Raw genomic sequence first — 15,213 nt, 5'->3', positions numbered from 1 at the left:
GCGTGAGATTATGACTCTAATTATCCCAGTTTTATTAATGAGTTTCTTGCTAATTCCTATTGCCAGTAGTGAAGCATTGCAAGTTATTCCAAAAGGCTATCAACAACAAGGGACTGATAACGAGGAATCTGTGTCGGATACCAAACTATCCGAACAAGAGTTGAAAGCAAACTTCAAACTGGCATTAACCGAGTATCGATCTAAGTTGAGAACCTACTGGCCGGACGCTGAAATCAGCAGTAAAACAAGGTTAATCCTTTACAGCGATAACTACCAAGAAAAACAAGCCATTGATTTCAAGGCCAATGAAATTCAAATTACCATGCCAAGCATTAGAAAGGGTAAAAATTATGATTACCGCACTATGCAAGACAACTTGTTCAAAACGGTTCGATCTTTATTAGCTATGGATTTAAATACAGCCATAGGCAAAGATCCAATCAACACAAAAATGGAACAACTCTCAGGTATTCGTTATGCGCAAGACCTCGGCTCTTTAGGTAAAGACTTAATACTCTCAGAATTATTTCAAGACGAACGCCCTACGATAAAAACGGTGGAGCGTATGGCGAAAAAGTTAACAAAGTCGGCCTACATTCGTTATCCTGCAGTGGCTTCTCTCAAACTTGCATTCGCTTTTAATAATCGCACAACTTATATAGTCCCGTTGCCTGAAAAGCGTATTCGCATGAAAGCAAAGCGCTATAAACCATTCATATACGAATACGCTAAATCTTATAACCTACCGCCATCACTGGTATTTGCCATAATTCATGCTGAAAGCTCGTTTAATCCATTAGCTCGATCTCAAATCCCTGCTTTCGGGTTAATGCAAATTGTTCCTCATACTGCAGGTAAAGACGCTACTCACCTGTTATTTAAAAAACAACAAGTACTTTCACCAAACTATCTGTACAACCCTAAAAAGAACGTTCAAATTGGAGCGGCTTATGTTCACATATTGTATTACCGCTACCTTAAAAACATTCGTGACTCCAACACAAGATTATACTGTGCCATAGCCGCTTATAATGCGGGGTTAAGCAGTGTTATGCGCACTCTAACCGGACAAAGCAAAATCAATAAAGCCACTAGTTCCATTAACCGCATGTCATCTAATGATGTTTTAAGAAAACTCATTCGTCAGATGCCCAGTGCTGAAACCCGTGAATACGTCAATAAAGTACTGAGCTTACAAAAAACTTATGGTCAACTGTAAAAGTCTATTTTTCGTTTTAATCCCATTCTTGTTTGGTTGTATCGAACAAGAAGAGGATCAGTTTTTCACAGGCTCAGCATCTGATGTTGAAAAACGTTTTCATTACCGTGACATTCATAATATCACGCTGTCCCTTTCTCAATTAAATAAGGTAATTGATGAAACTGGGTTTGCACCTATTTTTAAAGGTCAATTCTCATTAGAAAATACGCAACAAGGTCCATTTGAAAAAGCATGGGTAGCGTTCACGATTAATATATTAGTCGCCAATAAAATTATTGCCTCAATTCAAAGAGCCGGTGTTTTACAAGATCATAAAATGGATGTTCAGTTTCAGCACAACTTGCCAAAATTTGGACTAAGCGAAGAGCAAGTAACCATTAAAGTAACGCCGGTTGCTTGGATGCCAAGTTACCCGCTTTCTATTTCCCGAGACGAAAGATAGATGTGCTTATATCTCAATTGATTCATCTATACCATCACTGATATTCTGTAAAAAATAAAAATATTAGGGGTTTTATGCAACAGTTACCGTCAATGTCACTGGTAGAGGCCATACAAAATAGGCGATCAATACGAGGGTTTAAAAAAGATCAAATAGAACCCTCTATATTACAAGAGATTCTGACACTGGCTCAACGAAGCCCATCTAATTGCAATGTACAGCCTTGGCAAGTATTACTTGCTAGTGGTTCCGCTTGCGATGAACTCAGAACTAAACTTTTATCTGCTTTTAGCACTGGTCAGTCTATGAAGGCGGACTTCCCCACCGACTTAAAATTTGAAGGAATACTGCGAACAAGGCAAATAGAATGCGCTCAAGCTCTATACGGGGCAATGGGTATAGAACGACATGATAAAATTGGCAGAGCCAAAGCAACCGCCCGCAATTATGAATTTTTTGGGGCACCTCATGTATTATTTATAACCATGAAAAAGTCTTTTAACGAAGCGATTGCTGTGGATATTGGAATCTACGCTCAAACCCTCATGCTTGTAATGACGGCTTATGGCATTGGCAGCTGTGCGCAAGCCAGCGTTGCTTATTACCCTGATATTATCCGTGATTTTTTTGATTTAAAAGAGGATGACGGTATTTTATTTGGTATCAGTTTTGGGTATGAAGATAAAACCATTGATGCCAATAAAACAAGAACTCAAAGAGCAAACATTGAAGAGGTTGTCTCACAGCGACCTAAGGCCTAACTTTTAGCCAGCGCACTAAAAGATGCTGCAATAATGCTTTTTTATAGGGTTTTGCCAGAAAGTCATTCATACCTGCTTGTAGACATTGGTTTTTAACGTCATACAAAGCGTTAGCTGTTAATGCCACAATAGGGGTTATTTTATTTAACCCCTCTTCAGAACGAATGGCTTTTGTAGCCTGATACCCGTCCATATTAGGCATTTGAAGATCCATTAATATTAAATCGTATTGGTTTTGTCTTGTAAGGTGTAAAGCTTGCACACCATCAGCAGCTAGATCGCAATTTAAACCGAAGTCAGCTAACATTTTAAGTGCAACTTTCTGATTTACTACATTATCTTCAACTAATAAAACTCGAGATTGAAAGGTTTCGCATTCAACCTCCTTTATAGGTTCTAAGGTGTTAGTTTTTTCTAAAACATCCAAATCCCACGTAAATTGACAAATAAAACGCGAACCTTGATCCGCAGCACTTTGTACGATTAGCTCACCATTCATTTTTTCAACTAACTGCTTTGAAATCGCAAGGCCTAAACCTGTGCCACCATATTGTCTTGAAATTGAAGCATCTTCTTGCTGAAAAGCATCAAATATACGTTGCAGATTTTCTTCGCTAATACCCTTCCCAGAATCACTAACCACAAGACTAAATTTGATTTGGTCGTTAATTTTCTCAACATTTCCAATTCCCAAACCCACGTGCCCTCTATTGGTAAACTTAACAGCGTTACCTAATAAATTAACCAAAACTTGATGTAATCGAGTTTCATCTCCTTTTACACGCAAGTTTTTTACTGCGCTAATATCAACTTTGAATTGCAGATCTTTTTGCGTCACGATGGATTTAAACTCATCAATGACACGATTTAAACTGGCGTATAGGTCGAAAAACTTCTGGTCTAATTCTATATTGCCTTGTTCAATTTTTGAAAAGTCTAAAATATCGTTTATTAATTCTAATAAATGATCACCTGATGACATGGCAATATCGACGTATTCTTCTTGTTCTTTCGATAGATCAGTGGACTGCATTAACTGCAACATTCCAAGAACGCCATTCATTGGCGTTCTTAATTCGTGAGTCATCACCGCTAAAAATTCGCTTTTGGCTTTGTTGGCTTGCTCTGAGGCCTCGCGTTCTTTAATTAAACTATCGACATAATGCTGCTGAACCTCTTCTGACCTTTCAAGTTCTTTAGCTAGGGTATTCACCCCTTCCTGTAATTGTTTTACCTCACCGCTTGCGGTCTCTGTGGTTCTTGCGCTGTAGTCCCCTTGGGCCATACGTTCAACAATTGAGGATAATTTGGATATGGGTGTCACCAAACGAGCACCACTTAGCCAAGCGATCAGGCCACATAGCCCCATGGCCACACCGGCAATAATAAATGCATTGAGAATAATTCCATTTTGTCGCTGCTCGACAAAATGAGTCGATAGACCAACCCGAACCTGACCTAAAACTTTTTCTTCTTTCTCTTGGGTAAACCACTCGTCATCGTCTGCCAATACATCATATTGAATAATGTCAGCCTGATACCAACGCAACAGACCTTTGTCCTCACCAATGGGGTTGGCATCAAACTTAACATCGCTTTGACTGAATAATACCCCTCCGGCTATGTCTTCAATCTCGATAAATTCCACGTCTTTGTCTTCTAGTAACACCCGTGTAAGAGGCGAAATAATGGATTGATTACCTGTGAGTACAAAATAGTCAGATGTAGATGCTAATTGAAGGGCAATGAGTTGACCTTTGTTATCAAGTTCATGCTTCACATCTTGTATGCGTACATTAATGAAATACCCACTTAGCACAATGGATAAAATCAATGCAGGGCCTAAACCAAGAATTAACGTGCGAGTATAAAGACTCCAACCCTTATTTTTCATTTAGACGCTCCTTAACTTGTTTAGCTAAAGAGGCTTCATCATCAACTACAATATTTAATGAACGAGCGACCTGTGCATTCACACTAACATTAAAATAAGGGTTATTTAGAGTTTGCTTGCCTGCCGTGCCATTGTGTATCCAATTAGCAACCGCTTTTAATGTTTCTCTGATGCCAGAATAGACACTGGCAACCGCACCGGCCCTTACATAACCTTTATCTGGCCCAATAAGGGCTTTGCCCGAACGGTACAACCGCATCAATATACTGCGAATTGTGGTGGTGTTATACAAAGCGTCATCATCGATACCTAGCACTAAATCTACATTGTTCAGTATTTTTAACGCATTTCTGTCCCAATCTAGCGGGTCTTTAAGTTTCGCCCAATGCAGCTTCAAACCATAAGTAGCTGCTATCTCGTCATAGCTTTTTTCATCTATTTTATAGGTAGTAGATCGGTACACACCTATATGATTAGCATTTGGAACCATGGTTTTCACAAGGGCTAATTGCCGTTCAATTGTGGGGGCATTTGTTAATACGGTAAACCCTACAGGGTATTGTTTTCTGAGTACTTCTTGTTTGGCTTTAGATAGAAATAACGATAAAACCGGCGCTTGGTTTGTTCCCTTTTGCGCCATGAGAGCTGTTAGTGCATTAGGGCCTAGTGTCACCCATTTTTGTACATCTTTGAGCTTCGAAGCGTCTAATTGATCAAGAGTAACTAGCAGTAGTTGGTCGTTTGTTAGCAGGGTTTCAAGTTGTTGCTGAAATGTTGAGATTTGCTTACTTTGTGCATCCACCAACAAGCCTACCGTGACGCTCCAAGCAGGTAGAGCACCCAGTAAATAGAAACTGAATAAGGTGGCACGAAGCAAATTTCTCAATGAGCGTCCCATGCTCTGACTTGCAACTCCTATATTTAGACTGACTTCATTCAAGATTAGTCTAGTATTATGCCAAACACTTAATTAATGCGCTCGCTCTAATCCTTTAGATTGTGCTTTAGGCAGGAATTTACGATCTAAATATTGAATTATATCATCAGATTCATATAACCAACGGCTACCGCTTGAGGTATCTATTCGAAGGCAAGGCACTTGAGCTCTACCGCCACCTGAAAGTAGCTCTTTTTGGAAGGTATGGCAACGATTGAGATTTTTAACCGTTACTGAAACATTCAGCTGTCTCAAATGACGCTGAATCTTATTATTAAACGGACGTTGATTGCAGTCATAAAGGGTTAAGTAACCAGCTTGACGATCTACTTTCTTTTGTTCATTGGAACTGCGTTGAATGGGAGGCGTCAACACTGACGTACAAGATTCCAAAAATTTTCGGTACCATGACATAAAGAACTAAGCCAACTTCCTAGGTTTGGCGCTATTCTACTCACGGATTTTCAAAATACCAGCATAAACAGGCTAATTAACCCAGTAATAATCGATTTATAGCCAATCCTAGTATTAACACGATACTCACACAGTAAAAGGCAACCCATCTTGCAACAATACAGCGCCTACATGGCGTTTTTTTAATCACTTGAAGTCCTTAAAATTGATTAAGCACTTCAAGTATAGTCAAAGTTAATGAATAAACTTATTACGCCCAAAACTTGGGATATCGCTCCAGTCTTCCCAGTGCATCCATACCGCAAATGCTTTACCTACGATATTTTCATCCGGTACAAATCCCCAGAAACGGCTGTCACCTGAATTATCCCGGTTATCCCCTAACATGAAATAATGCCCTTGTGGTACCACCCACTCGCCATCACCGCGACTTGGTGCGCCTAAATATTGCTGAATAGGGTAATCATTTTCGGTGAATGTTTTTAGTCTTGGGGTTGTTTGTGGGGAGGCACTAACCAGCTCAGTAGGTACTGGCTCTCCATTAATATAGAGTTTTTTATTGATATAACGAATATGATCCCCTGGTAAGCCAATGACACGCTTAATAAAGTACCTTGGGTCATGTGGCGGAATAAATACCATCACATCCCCTCTTTGAGGGTCATCCACTTCAATGACTTTAGTACCAAGGACAGGTAAACGAAAACCGTAGGCAAATTTATTCACTAAAATAAAATCACCTTTAATTAAAGTTGGCTCCATAGATCCTGATGGAATCTGGAAAGGCTCCACTAAAAAAGACCTTAAGACTAATACCAATGCCAGTACAGGGAAAAAGCCTTTGCTGTTTTCAATCAGCCAAGGCTCTTTTATAGCCTGCTCATGCTGTTCTTCGCTTGCACCTTGTGATTCAAGCTCAGCTACAAGTTCTTCACGTTTTTTGGCAAAATATAATTTATCAGCTAATGCCACTAAACCAGTGATAAAGGTGGCCAGCACTAACACTAAGGGAAAATCAATATCCATTAAACTCTCAGTTTATGACTAATAGGGTTACAAAAAATTTGGGCCATTCTACCAAGCTGGGCCAGAATCTCACCAAAAAATACGCGATTTATACATTAAAGCCTCAGACCACGAATGGCTTGGGCTAGTTCCACTGCATAGTCATCTGTCATGCCAGAGATATAATCCACCACCCTTAAATATGAGCGATATTTATCCCAACCGGATTGCGGCGCATGTCGACCAATTAATTCCAATATGCGTTGAGACTTATAACTGACCTGCCCACCTGCTAGTACCTCATCAACAGCCCGTAAAAATGCATCCAATAAGCTTCCCAAGGTTGTATAAGCACCAATTTCAATCAAGGCTTTTTTTGAATCTTTAAATATCTTCTCACGGGCAAGTTTTTTAGCGGTGGTTATGCAGTTTGATACTTTTTCAGGACTTAAAGAGATTAAATCCGTTGCTAGCTCCCCGTTTAAAAGTGCTTGTTCGTTTTCAACAAATACTTGTGCAACAGCATTCACCATAATTTCTATGGCTTTACCTCTTAGAATGGCTAATCGCCTACGTGCAGGATCTTCCGAATTGGTTTTAAAATACGAAGACGGAACGTCATTACCTATTAATTCCAATAATAAGGCTTCCACCTCTTCATACTGCAATAGGTGCATCTCTACACCATCTTCTAAGTCAATGATGGCATAACAAATGTCATCAGCGGCTTCCATTAAGTAAACCAGGGGGTGCCGGCAATACCGATCCTGAGCTAAGGGTTTTAATCCAACCTCTTTTGCAATTTCATTTAAAAACGGCACTTCAGATTGATAGGCTCCAAATTTCTCCCCTTTTTGCGGGTCTCGATAACCACTGTGCCAAGGGTACTTCAAAAAACTACCCAAGGTGGCATAAGTTAAACGCATTCCACCATCAAAGCGATGATACTCCAGTTGCGTCAATATCCTTAGACCTTGCGCATTACCTTCAAAAGTTTGAAAGTCTCGCACTTGTGCATCCGTTAACCCTGTTAAAAAACCTGCATTATCCGGGTCACGAAACCAATGGCGGATAGCAAATTCACCCGTATGACCAAATGGTGGGTTGCCAATATCATGCGCCAGACAAGATGCCTGAACGATAGCACCTAAATCCGCAGGGGAAATATGGTTTGGCAAGCTGTTGTCTAACATCTCACCCACTTGCACACCTAAACTGCGACCCACACAGCTGACCTCTAAACTATGGGTCAAACGACTGTGTATGTGGTCGTTATCATTCAACGTATGCACTTGGGTTTTGCGTTCAAGCCGACGAAAGCTGCTCGAAAAAATCACTCGATCATGATCCTTATGAAACGGCGTTCGGCTTTCACTCAATTCAGTAGGGTCTAACTCACCAAAGCGCTTGTTACTCAGTAAGGTCTGCCAATCCATTATGTCTCCTTATATGAAGAATTAGGCGCTTTTTTGTCGGAAATCATGAGCTTCATATGTCCCCAACCAGCGGTATTCAGAGGCGTAAAACTTTAGCTCATCAATCGCACGCTTCATTGCTTGTGTTTCGATATGCTCGGCAATATCAATATGAAACCGGCTACTGTGTAATGTTTGGTTATCTAAATAGCTTTCAATCTTCAACAGATTTAAGCCATTAGTAGCAAACCCACCAAGGGCTTTATATAGAGCCGCTGGGATATTTTTCACAGTAAAAATCACAGATGTTATATAGGTTTTATTCTCTTGTGCTTCTGGAACTTTGTTTGATTTCTCCAGCACGATAAAACGGGTTGTATTACCGCTAATGTCTTCAAATGAGCTTTCCAGAATGTTTAACCCATAAAGCTTGGCTGCTAATTCAGAGGCAATAACACTTCCAGTTAAATCTTGACTTTGAGCCAACAATTTTGCCGCACCAGCGGTATCAAACTCTACTTTAGACTCAAGTTGTAGCCCTTGTATGCGATCATGGCATTGAGCCAATGCTTGAGGGTGAGAAGCAATCCAAGTGGGTTTTGCCGTTGGAAGTGCCATCCAACAATGGGACACAGGCTGAAAATGCTCAGCCACAATATTTAAATGGGTTTTCGGAAGGTGACGATAAATCTCTTCCACTCGACCAGCGCTGGAGTTTTCTAATGGAATCATGGCCCATTTTGCTTGGTCTTGCTCTACCGCTTGAATGGCTTGTGCAAATGTATCGTAGGGTACAACCTCAGCCTGTGGATTGACTTTAGTACATGCTAAGTGACTGTAAGCCCCCAGCTGCCCCTGAAATGCCATTTTATTCATAACAACTCTAATAATTATGCTTTTAATTAATATACATGGGTTTAACAAAATTCGATAAGTAAATCCCCTCAACTATACTCAAAAGAACCCTCAATTATTGATCCTATGTTAAAAAAAATCTCAACACAAAATTTAAAGCCTGGGATGTACGTAAAAAACATCAGCCAAAAGGGCTTAAGCCTTCACGAGCATGAGCGCGAGGGCCGTGTGCCGGATCAAAAAACCATTAATGCCTTGATCAAACGAGGTGTCAAAGAGCTCTATATCGACACAGAACTAGGGCTAGATAGCAAAGACGCCACTCCCATTGAAGAGTCTGAAAAGCAACTCGATAGTAAAATAAAACAAATTGCAAAATCCCCAGAACAAGAACGCAACATTAAATCCATGCCTTTAGATAAAGAATTAGAGAAAGCCTCTAAGTTGCACCATGAAGCACTCGATTTAATTAATAATGCGATGGGAGCGGCCAAGTCAGGACAAGCGGTGGACATTTCCCCTTTTGAAGATATGGCCGATAACTTCATGGATTCTGTGGTTCGTAATCAAAATGCCCTCGCCTGCCTTTCTAGAATCCGAGAAAAAGACAATTATCTGATGGAACACAGCGTGAATGTAGCTGTGCTCATGTCGATATTGGGAAAACATCTAAAATTAGAACGGGTCTATCTGCATCAATGCGTCACAGGAGCCTTATTACACGATATTGGTAAAATCCTCATTCCCGATACTGTACTGCATAAACCCGGCAAGCTTACGGATGAAGAGTTTGCTACCATGAAACAACATGCCACGTTTAGCGAGGATATATTAAAAAGAAACGCCAAATTTTCTAAGGTATCAATTAATGTTGCAGGGCAACATCATGAAAGAATGGATGGTCAAGGCTACCCAAGAGGGTTAAGCGGAGAGCAAATATCACAAGAAGCTCGAATGGCCTCTGTTGTGGATATATACGACGCCATCACTGCTGATAGGGTTTATCATAAAGGCATGACCCCTTCCAATGCCCTAAAGCGAATGCTTGACTGGTGCGGGCATCACCTAGATACCCGTTATGTTCATAGCTTCATTAAAGCAATTGGGGTGTATCCAGTTGGCTCATTCGTAAAATTAAGCAATAACATGGCTGGAGTCGTTATTGAGGAGAATCGGGATAATTTAAAACCTCTCATTAAACTCATATATAACTTAAAAACAGAACATTACTGCACAGTAAAAATATGCAATTTAAGCTCTGAATCAAACCAAGAGCGCATCACGCAGGTCTTAGACCCTAATGACTATGACATTAACCTGAAAGATTTCATGTTATAGCCTCTAAAATCAATACTCTCCTGTAAGTCATTGTATTTAATTAAAAAAAATATAAAAAAAAGGTTGACGATTTACCTATTCGCCAATAATATACGCCCCGCAGTCAAGGCAACGCCGAGACAGCACTGTAGTTCCTCGATAGCTCAGTTGGTAGAGCAGTAGACTGTTAATCTATTGGTCACTGGTTCGAGTCCAGTTCGAGGAGCCACTTTCGGAGCATAGCGCAGCCTGGTAGCGCATCTGGTTTGGGACCAGAGGGTCGGGAGTTCGAATCTCTCTGCTCCGACCATCTTTTTTTCCTTAGTAAAATCTCTTAAATATCTAACAACTTCTATTTTGTTAAATATATCTGTCGGAGCATAGCGCAGCCTGGTAGCGCATCTGGTTTGGGACCAGAGGGTCGGGAGTTCGAATCTCTCTGCTCCGACCATCTTATGTTTTCCTTTATGTTTGTCTGAATTACCCTCATTAGATATCAATCAAAGATACCTCTACTATTAGTTTGAATACCCTACATAAGGCTTTCTATGGGCACAAAAAAACCCTAGCAAGCTAGGGTTTCAATTTGCAGCCTTAACTATTAATTAAGACTTTTCAATTGCCAACAACTCTACTTCAAATACTAACGTTGAGTTAGCAGGAATTTTAGGGCTTGGGCTTTGCTCACCATAAGCCAACGCCGCTGGAATATGTAAACGCCACTTACCGCCTACTTTCATTAATTGAAGCGCTTCTGTCCAACCACTAATAACACGATTTACAGGGAATTTAGCTGGTGTACCACGCTCAATAGAGCTATCAAATACAGAGCCATCAATTAAAGTACCTTGGTAGTGAACTTCAACTACATCTGTTTCAGCGGGAGAATCACCTTCTCCAGCTTGAATAACTTCATACAAAAGACCACTTTCAGTAGATTTCACGCCTTCTTTCTTAGCAGTTTCTACTAAGTACTCAGAGCCCAATTGAACGGCTGCTTGTGCTTCTTCCTGCTGTTTAGCTTGCTGCTCTTCACGAACAGTCGTGAAGGCTTCACGAATCACTTCTTCTGTTAATCGTGCTTCTTTTTCATTTAAAGCATCTTGAAGGCCAGCAACTAGAGCATCTTTATTAATATCAATAGGCTGGCCCGTTACGCTACGCGCCATACTCATACCAATACCGTAGCTCATTTTGTCTATATTAGACTCAAGAACCACTTCCTTTTCACCACAACCGGCCAACAAAACAGCTGACACCATGGCAACCATAGGTAATTTACGCATTATTTACTCTTTTATTATATTAGTTACAAACAAAACGACCTTCTTTTAGGCGTCGCTTACATTCTCGATGGTAATTATTACAGACTTGCAACTCAACGGCCGTTAATCCAACCGCATAATCACATTCTTGTATCTTTGCTCGTAGCTCATTATCACTTAATCGATCCGCCTCACTGCTACATGCCATCAAGCCAACACACAACAGAGTTAGATAAAATATTTTCATGCTGTCTACTCACAGACCAAAGATATATTTATCCTAGCAGTAATTAGAGACTCTTAAAATAAAAGCCAGCTTAACTGGCTTTTATGACTAAGAATAAAGCATTAAAGATGTAAGCTAAGACCAAGGTAAGGGCCAGCTACTGTCGCTTTCGCAGTTAAGTCGTCTGAGTTTCCGCCAAAGTCTTCAGGGTTAATCTCAAGATCAAAACTACGATAGCCAGCAGTAATACCCACATCTAACAACGGAATAAGGGGTAAAACATACGTCATATTTAAGTCGTAATCAGTGATACCTGTATCTCCATAAGAAATCACATTCATATCACCACCAAAAGACAAGCCGGTTAATGGGATATCAACACCCGCTTTTAGGTAACCCATAGGCACTACCACGTCTAAATCCGCAGCTGCTGATTGATTAGAGCCATCCGTTGTTTCTACAGAAATAGAGCCGTCAAATTGACGAGCAGTCAAACCAAAATCGAAAGTAACAATCGGTAAAGGTAAGCTCCAATACAACGTGTAATCTGTATGGCTAAAATCTAATTCACTAGTTACTGCTGGTGTACCCGCGATAGTGACGCCGCCTATATTCAAGCTACTATTTAGCGTACCATTGCCATCTGTAGACATATCAGTTGTCTTCAATTTGATATTAGGGATTACAGGGATTGGATGCTCAAACGCAAGATACAAAACATTCTGCCCTCCACCACTAAGTTTCAAGTCATCATCTAAATCAGCGGTATTATTACCAGCACCTACATCACCGGAAACCGTTTGATCCCAGTAATATCCACCTGCATAAAAATCCACTAGTGGCAAAGCGCTAGCAGCTTGAGGTAAAGCAGCGGCAACTACCGCAGCAGCAAGGATTTTTTTCATTGTTATCTTCCTTATGAAAACGAAATATTTATTCAATCAAGGTAACGCTACCACGATCGACAGATTTGACCAAATTTAAGCACAACTATTGCAAAAACACATCTCAAGGGATGGTTATTTGTGCACAATTTCGCTTATCTGTGTGCTTTTTATGCAACAACTTGTGACTTATGTGTTAATTCACACCATTCAAAGCCAGCCTCTTGAGAGGCCATAATGACAAACTCTGGATCGCAATTAAGCGCCCGTACAATACTTTGAATAGCTAAGTCTTTCTGGTTGTTTTGCTCAGAGATATGAGTTGCCACGACATACTGCAATTGAGTCTGCTTAATTCTCATTAAGAAATCATAGGCCTGCTCATTATTTAAGTGGCCTAGATTACCCTCTACCCTTACCTTTAACTTAGGTGGGTAAGGGCCTTTTCTTAACATAGCTACATCATGATTCGTCTCTATTAATAAACCATGACACTCTTGATAGGTCTCAACAATATGCGGGGTTAAGCTACCAAGATCCGTCAAAATACCTACTTTAAATTCGCCGCTAGAGACCACAAATTGAGTGGGCTCCCTTGCATCATGAGGCACAACAACAGGGGTTACGCTCAATTCACCTATAGTTAAATCCGAATGGCTATCAAAAATTTGTAAAGACGGAATAGAGCCCAACCCTTCGTGTTGGGCTGTACCATGAGAACAATAAACAGGGATTCGATATTTACGAGCCAAAGGGCCCACGCCCTTTATATGGTCGCTGTGTTCGTGAGTAATTAAAATGGCAGAAAGATTTAAGGGTGTAAGCCCTTTTTGCGCCAAACGGTTTTCGAATTCTTTTAAGGTGAACCCGTTATCAATTAATATACAGGTTTTTCCTTTTTGAATTAACGTGCCGTTTCCCTTACTGCCACTTCCAACACTACAAAATTGCACTATAGCTGTTCTTGAATACGAACCAGAATTGACTGCGCCTGCTCGTCAGATGCTAGATTATTTGCATCTTCGTGAATGGCAATATATACACCTGAACGAGCTTGATTAAGCTTAACTTGAAGCTGTTGTATAACGGCTTCTGGCTCGGCTCCAAATAAACCCGCCCAAAACCCAACTTCTTCAGTTTTACCCGGCTGTGATATTTCTATGTAATAAGTGCCAATACTGCGGTTTAAATCGGTAATATTGAAATCTGCTTTCTTCAACGCTTCACCCAGTTCAGACCAAGCACGAGCAAACTCAACATTTAAACGTAAAATAGGCGTTCCGTTACCGTCTTTGAGTAACGTTGATTCAAGTTTAACCTGACTCAATTGTGCAAGACTTGTTGCGTCCTCTTTCGGCTCATCCTCAATCACCAACGCCGCAGGGCGAGGTACTTGGAATTCTTCAGGCAACGGTTTTTGCTGCTTTCCAGCAGCCGGTATAGGTAACTGTTGAGTTAAGCTGACAGCAGCCACCTCTTCAGGAATAACAATAACAGGCTGAATTTCGCTTTTTAGGTAATCGTTATCACGATCATAAACAAGCCAGCTACAGCCGCTCATTGCAGCCGCTAGTACTAGTAATACACCTAAACGCATTAGGTACTCCAAATTTTATAATTATTTAAACGAGATTCCATTGACTCAATGCTTTATGTAAAGGTTCCCTAAAGGGAGTCGACAGCTCAGTCAAAGGTAAACGAATAGTAGGACCAATCAGCCCCATCTCATGTAGTGCCCACTTCACAGGAATAGGGTTTGACTCTAAAAACATGGCACCATGCAAAGTCATTAATTCATCATTAAAGGCTTTGGCTTCATCCGCTTTACCAGCAAGTGCCAGCTCACATAGTTTCGCCATTTGTGCTGGTGCCACGTTTGCCGTCACTGAAATATTGCCCTTACCACCCGCTAAGATAAGCTGATAAGCGGTTTCATCATCTCCGGAATACACTGCCATTTTGTCGCCAACACGAGCAATAACATCTTTTGCACGGTCAATATCACCAGTGGCTTCTTTAATGCCCACTATATTTTCAAACTTAGCTAAACGCTCCACAGTTTCTGGCAACATATCGCAAGCTGTTCGACCTGGAACATTATAAAGAATTTGAGGAATACTCGCCGCTTCTGCTATGGCTTTATGATGTAGATACAAACCTTCTTGAGTGGGCTTATTATAATATGGCGTCACCAACAAGACAGCATCTGCACCTAGGCGCTGAGCTTCTTTGGTTAAATGAATCGCTTCAGAGGTTGAATTAGCACCCGTGCCTGCGATGACTGGAATACGACCATCGACCCATTTTACAATTTGCGCAATAACGTCAAGGTGCTCATCGGTATCTAATGTAGCAGATTCACCAGAGGTGCCCACCGCCACAATTGAGGCCGTTCCTTTCTCGATGTGCATCTCCACCAATTTATTAAGGGCATCCCAATCCACAGCCCCTGATGTTTCCATTGGTGTCACTAAAGCGACGATGCTTCCGGTGATCATGTACCTACTCCGAGAACGATATAAAAATAGAGCGCAATGGTACTGGCCAAGCCCCTTTGTGGCAAGGCCCGCCAGTAC

The 15,213-nt window shown here is 40.9% G+C and carries 16 protein-coding genes and 3 tRNA genes; 7 read left to right on the top strand and 12 right to left on the bottom strand.

What is annotated here, in order from left to right; translation table 11 throughout:
- Positions 1–10: 10 nt before the first annotated feature.
- The 3 genes from ABWV45_RS10540 (at position 11) to ABWV45_RS10530 (ending at position 2,425) form a co-directional block, all read left to right on the top strand.
- A complete protein-coding gene (locus ABWV45_RS10540; RefSeq protein WP_353351410.1) occupies positions 11–1,219 on the top strand; it encodes a transglycosylase SLT domain-containing protein in 1,209 nt (402 codons plus the stop codon).
- Positions 1,206–1,664, top strand: coding sequence for a hypothetical protein (locus ABWV45_RS10535; RefSeq protein ID WP_353351408.1), 459 nt, complete (start codon positions 1,206–1,208; stop codon positions 1,662–1,664). The genes ABWV45_RS10540 and ABWV45_RS10535 overlap by 14 nt, the downstream gene beginning before the upstream one ends.
- A 74-nt stretch (positions 1,665–1,738) precedes the next feature.
- Positions 1,739–2,425 carry a nitroreductase gene (locus ABWV45_RS10530; RefSeq protein ID WP_353351406.1) on the top strand — a complete coding sequence of 229 codons (687 nt, stop codon included), beginning with the start codon at positions 1,739–1,741 and terminating at the stop codon, positions 2,423–2,425.
- Here the strand turns inward: ABWV45_RS10530 and ABWV45_RS10525 are convergent.
- The 6 genes from ABWV45_RS10525 to ABWV45_RS10500 form a co-directional block, all read right to left on the bottom strand.
- Positions 2,415–4,319: a response regulator gene (locus ABWV45_RS10525; RefSeq protein WP_353351404.1), complete on the bottom strand. Its 1,905-nt coding sequence runs from the start codon at positions 4,317–4,319 to the stop codon at positions 2,415–2,417. The genes ABWV45_RS10530 and ABWV45_RS10525 overlap by 11 nt on opposite strands.
- Positions 4,309–5,205, bottom strand: coding sequence for an ABC transporter substrate binding protein (locus ABWV45_RS10520; protein ID WP_353351402.1), 897 nt, complete (start codon positions 5,203–5,205; stop codon positions 4,309–4,311). Before ABWV45_RS10520 ends, ABWV45_RS10525 begins: the two co-directional genes overlap by 11 nt.
- Before the next feature lie 84 nt (positions 5,206–5,289).
- Positions 5,290–5,631 (bottom strand): glutathione S-transferase N-terminal domain-containing protein, encoded by a 342-nt coding sequence (locus ABWV45_RS10515; protein WP_353351400.1) that lies wholly within the window; start codon positions 5,629–5,631, stop codon positions 5,290–5,292.
- Between the two features lie 273 nt (positions 5,632–5,904).
- Complete coding sequence (gene lepB, locus ABWV45_RS10510; protein WP_353351398.1) at positions 5,905–6,696, bottom strand: signal peptidase I; 792 nt, start codon at positions 6,694–6,696, stop codon at positions 5,905–5,907.
- Positions 6,697–6,791: 95 nt separating this feature from the next.
- Positions 6,792–8,111 carry a deoxyguanosinetriphosphate triphosphohydrolase gene (locus ABWV45_RS10505; RefSeq protein ID WP_353351396.1) on the bottom strand — a complete coding sequence of 440 codons (1,320 nt, stop codon included), beginning with the start codon at positions 8,109–8,111 and terminating at the stop codon, positions 6,792–6,794.
- Between the two features lie 21 nt (positions 8,112–8,132).
- Complete coding sequence (locus ABWV45_RS10500; protein ID WP_353351394.1) at positions 8,133–8,966, bottom strand: prephenate dehydratase domain-containing protein; 834 nt, start codon at positions 8,964–8,966, stop codon at positions 8,133–8,135.
- Between the two features lie 105 nt (positions 8,967–9,071).
- Between ABWV45_RS10500 and ABWV45_RS10495 the strand changes: the two genes are divergently transcribed.
- The 4 genes from ABWV45_RS10495 (at position 9,072) to ABWV45_RS10480 (ending at position 10,713) form a co-directional block, all read left to right on the top strand.
- Positions 9,072–10,283 (top strand): cyclic di-GMP phosphodiesterase, encoded by a 1,212-nt coding sequence (locus ABWV45_RS10495; protein WP_353351392.1) that lies wholly within the window; start codon positions 9,072–9,074, stop codon positions 10,281–10,283.
- Positions 10,284–10,415: 132 nt separating this feature from the next.
- Positions 10,416–10,491 (top strand) — tRNA-Asn (locus ABWV45_RS10490).
- A 4-nt stretch (positions 10,492–10,495) separates the two neighbouring features.
- Positions 10,496–10,572: transfer RNA gene (locus tag ABWV45_RS10485), tRNA-Pro, on the top strand.
- Between the two features lie 64 nt (positions 10,573–10,636).
- Positions 10,637–10,713, top strand: a tRNA-Pro gene (locus ABWV45_RS10480).
- Positions 10,714–10,867: 154 nt separating this feature from the next.
- Here the strand turns inward: ABWV45_RS10480 and bamJ are convergent.
- The 6 genes from bamJ to dapA all read right to left on the bottom strand — a co-directional run bounded on the left by bamJ (position 10,868) and on the right by dapA (position 15,135).
- A complete protein-coding gene (bamJ, locus tag ABWV45_RS10475; RefSeq protein WP_353351390.1) occupies positions 10,868–11,548 on the bottom strand; it encodes a BamJ family beta-barrel-assembly machinery protein in 681 nt (226 codons plus the stop codon).
- Between the two features lie 19 nt (positions 11,549–11,567).
- Positions 11,568–11,774, bottom strand: a complete 207-nt coding sequence (locus ABWV45_RS10470) for a hypothetical protein (RefSeq protein WP_353351388.1) — start codon at positions 11,772–11,774, stop codon at positions 11,568–11,570.
- Between the two features lie 101 nt (positions 11,775–11,875).
- Positions 11,876–12,658: a TIGR04219 family outer membrane beta-barrel protein gene (locus ABWV45_RS10465; RefSeq protein WP_353351386.1), complete on the bottom strand. Its 783-nt coding sequence runs from the start codon at positions 12,656–12,658 to the stop codon at positions 11,876–11,878.
- A gap of 149 nt (positions 12,659–12,807) precedes the next feature.
- A complete protein-coding gene (locus ABWV45_RS10460; protein ID WP_353351384.1) occupies positions 12,808–13,590 on the bottom strand; it encodes an MBL fold metallo-hydrolase in 783 nt (260 codons plus the stop codon).
- Positions 13,590–14,234 (bottom strand): NlpB/DapX family lipoprotein, encoded by a 645-nt coding sequence (gene bamC / locus ABWV45_RS10455; protein WP_353351382.1) that lies wholly within the window; start codon positions 14,232–14,234, stop codon positions 13,590–13,592. Before bamC ends, ABWV45_RS10460 begins: the two co-directional genes overlap by 1 nt.
- 25 nt (positions 14,235–14,259) lie before the next feature.
- Positions 14,260–15,135 (bottom strand): 4-hydroxy-tetrahydrodipicolinate synthase, encoded by an 876-nt coding sequence (gene dapA, locus ABWV45_RS10450; RefSeq protein WP_353351380.1) that lies wholly within the window; start codon positions 15,133–15,135, stop codon positions 14,260–14,262.
- Positions 15,136–15,213: the final 78 nt, after the last annotated feature.

Origin of the sequence: Oceaniserpentilla sp. 4NH20-0058, assembly GCF_040371755.1 — a bacterium.
Taxonomy (GTDB): domain Bacteria; phylum Pseudomonadota; class Gammaproteobacteria; order Pseudomonadales; family Oceanobacteraceae; genus Bermanella.
This window is presented reverse-complemented; position numbering and strand designations above follow the sequence as displayed.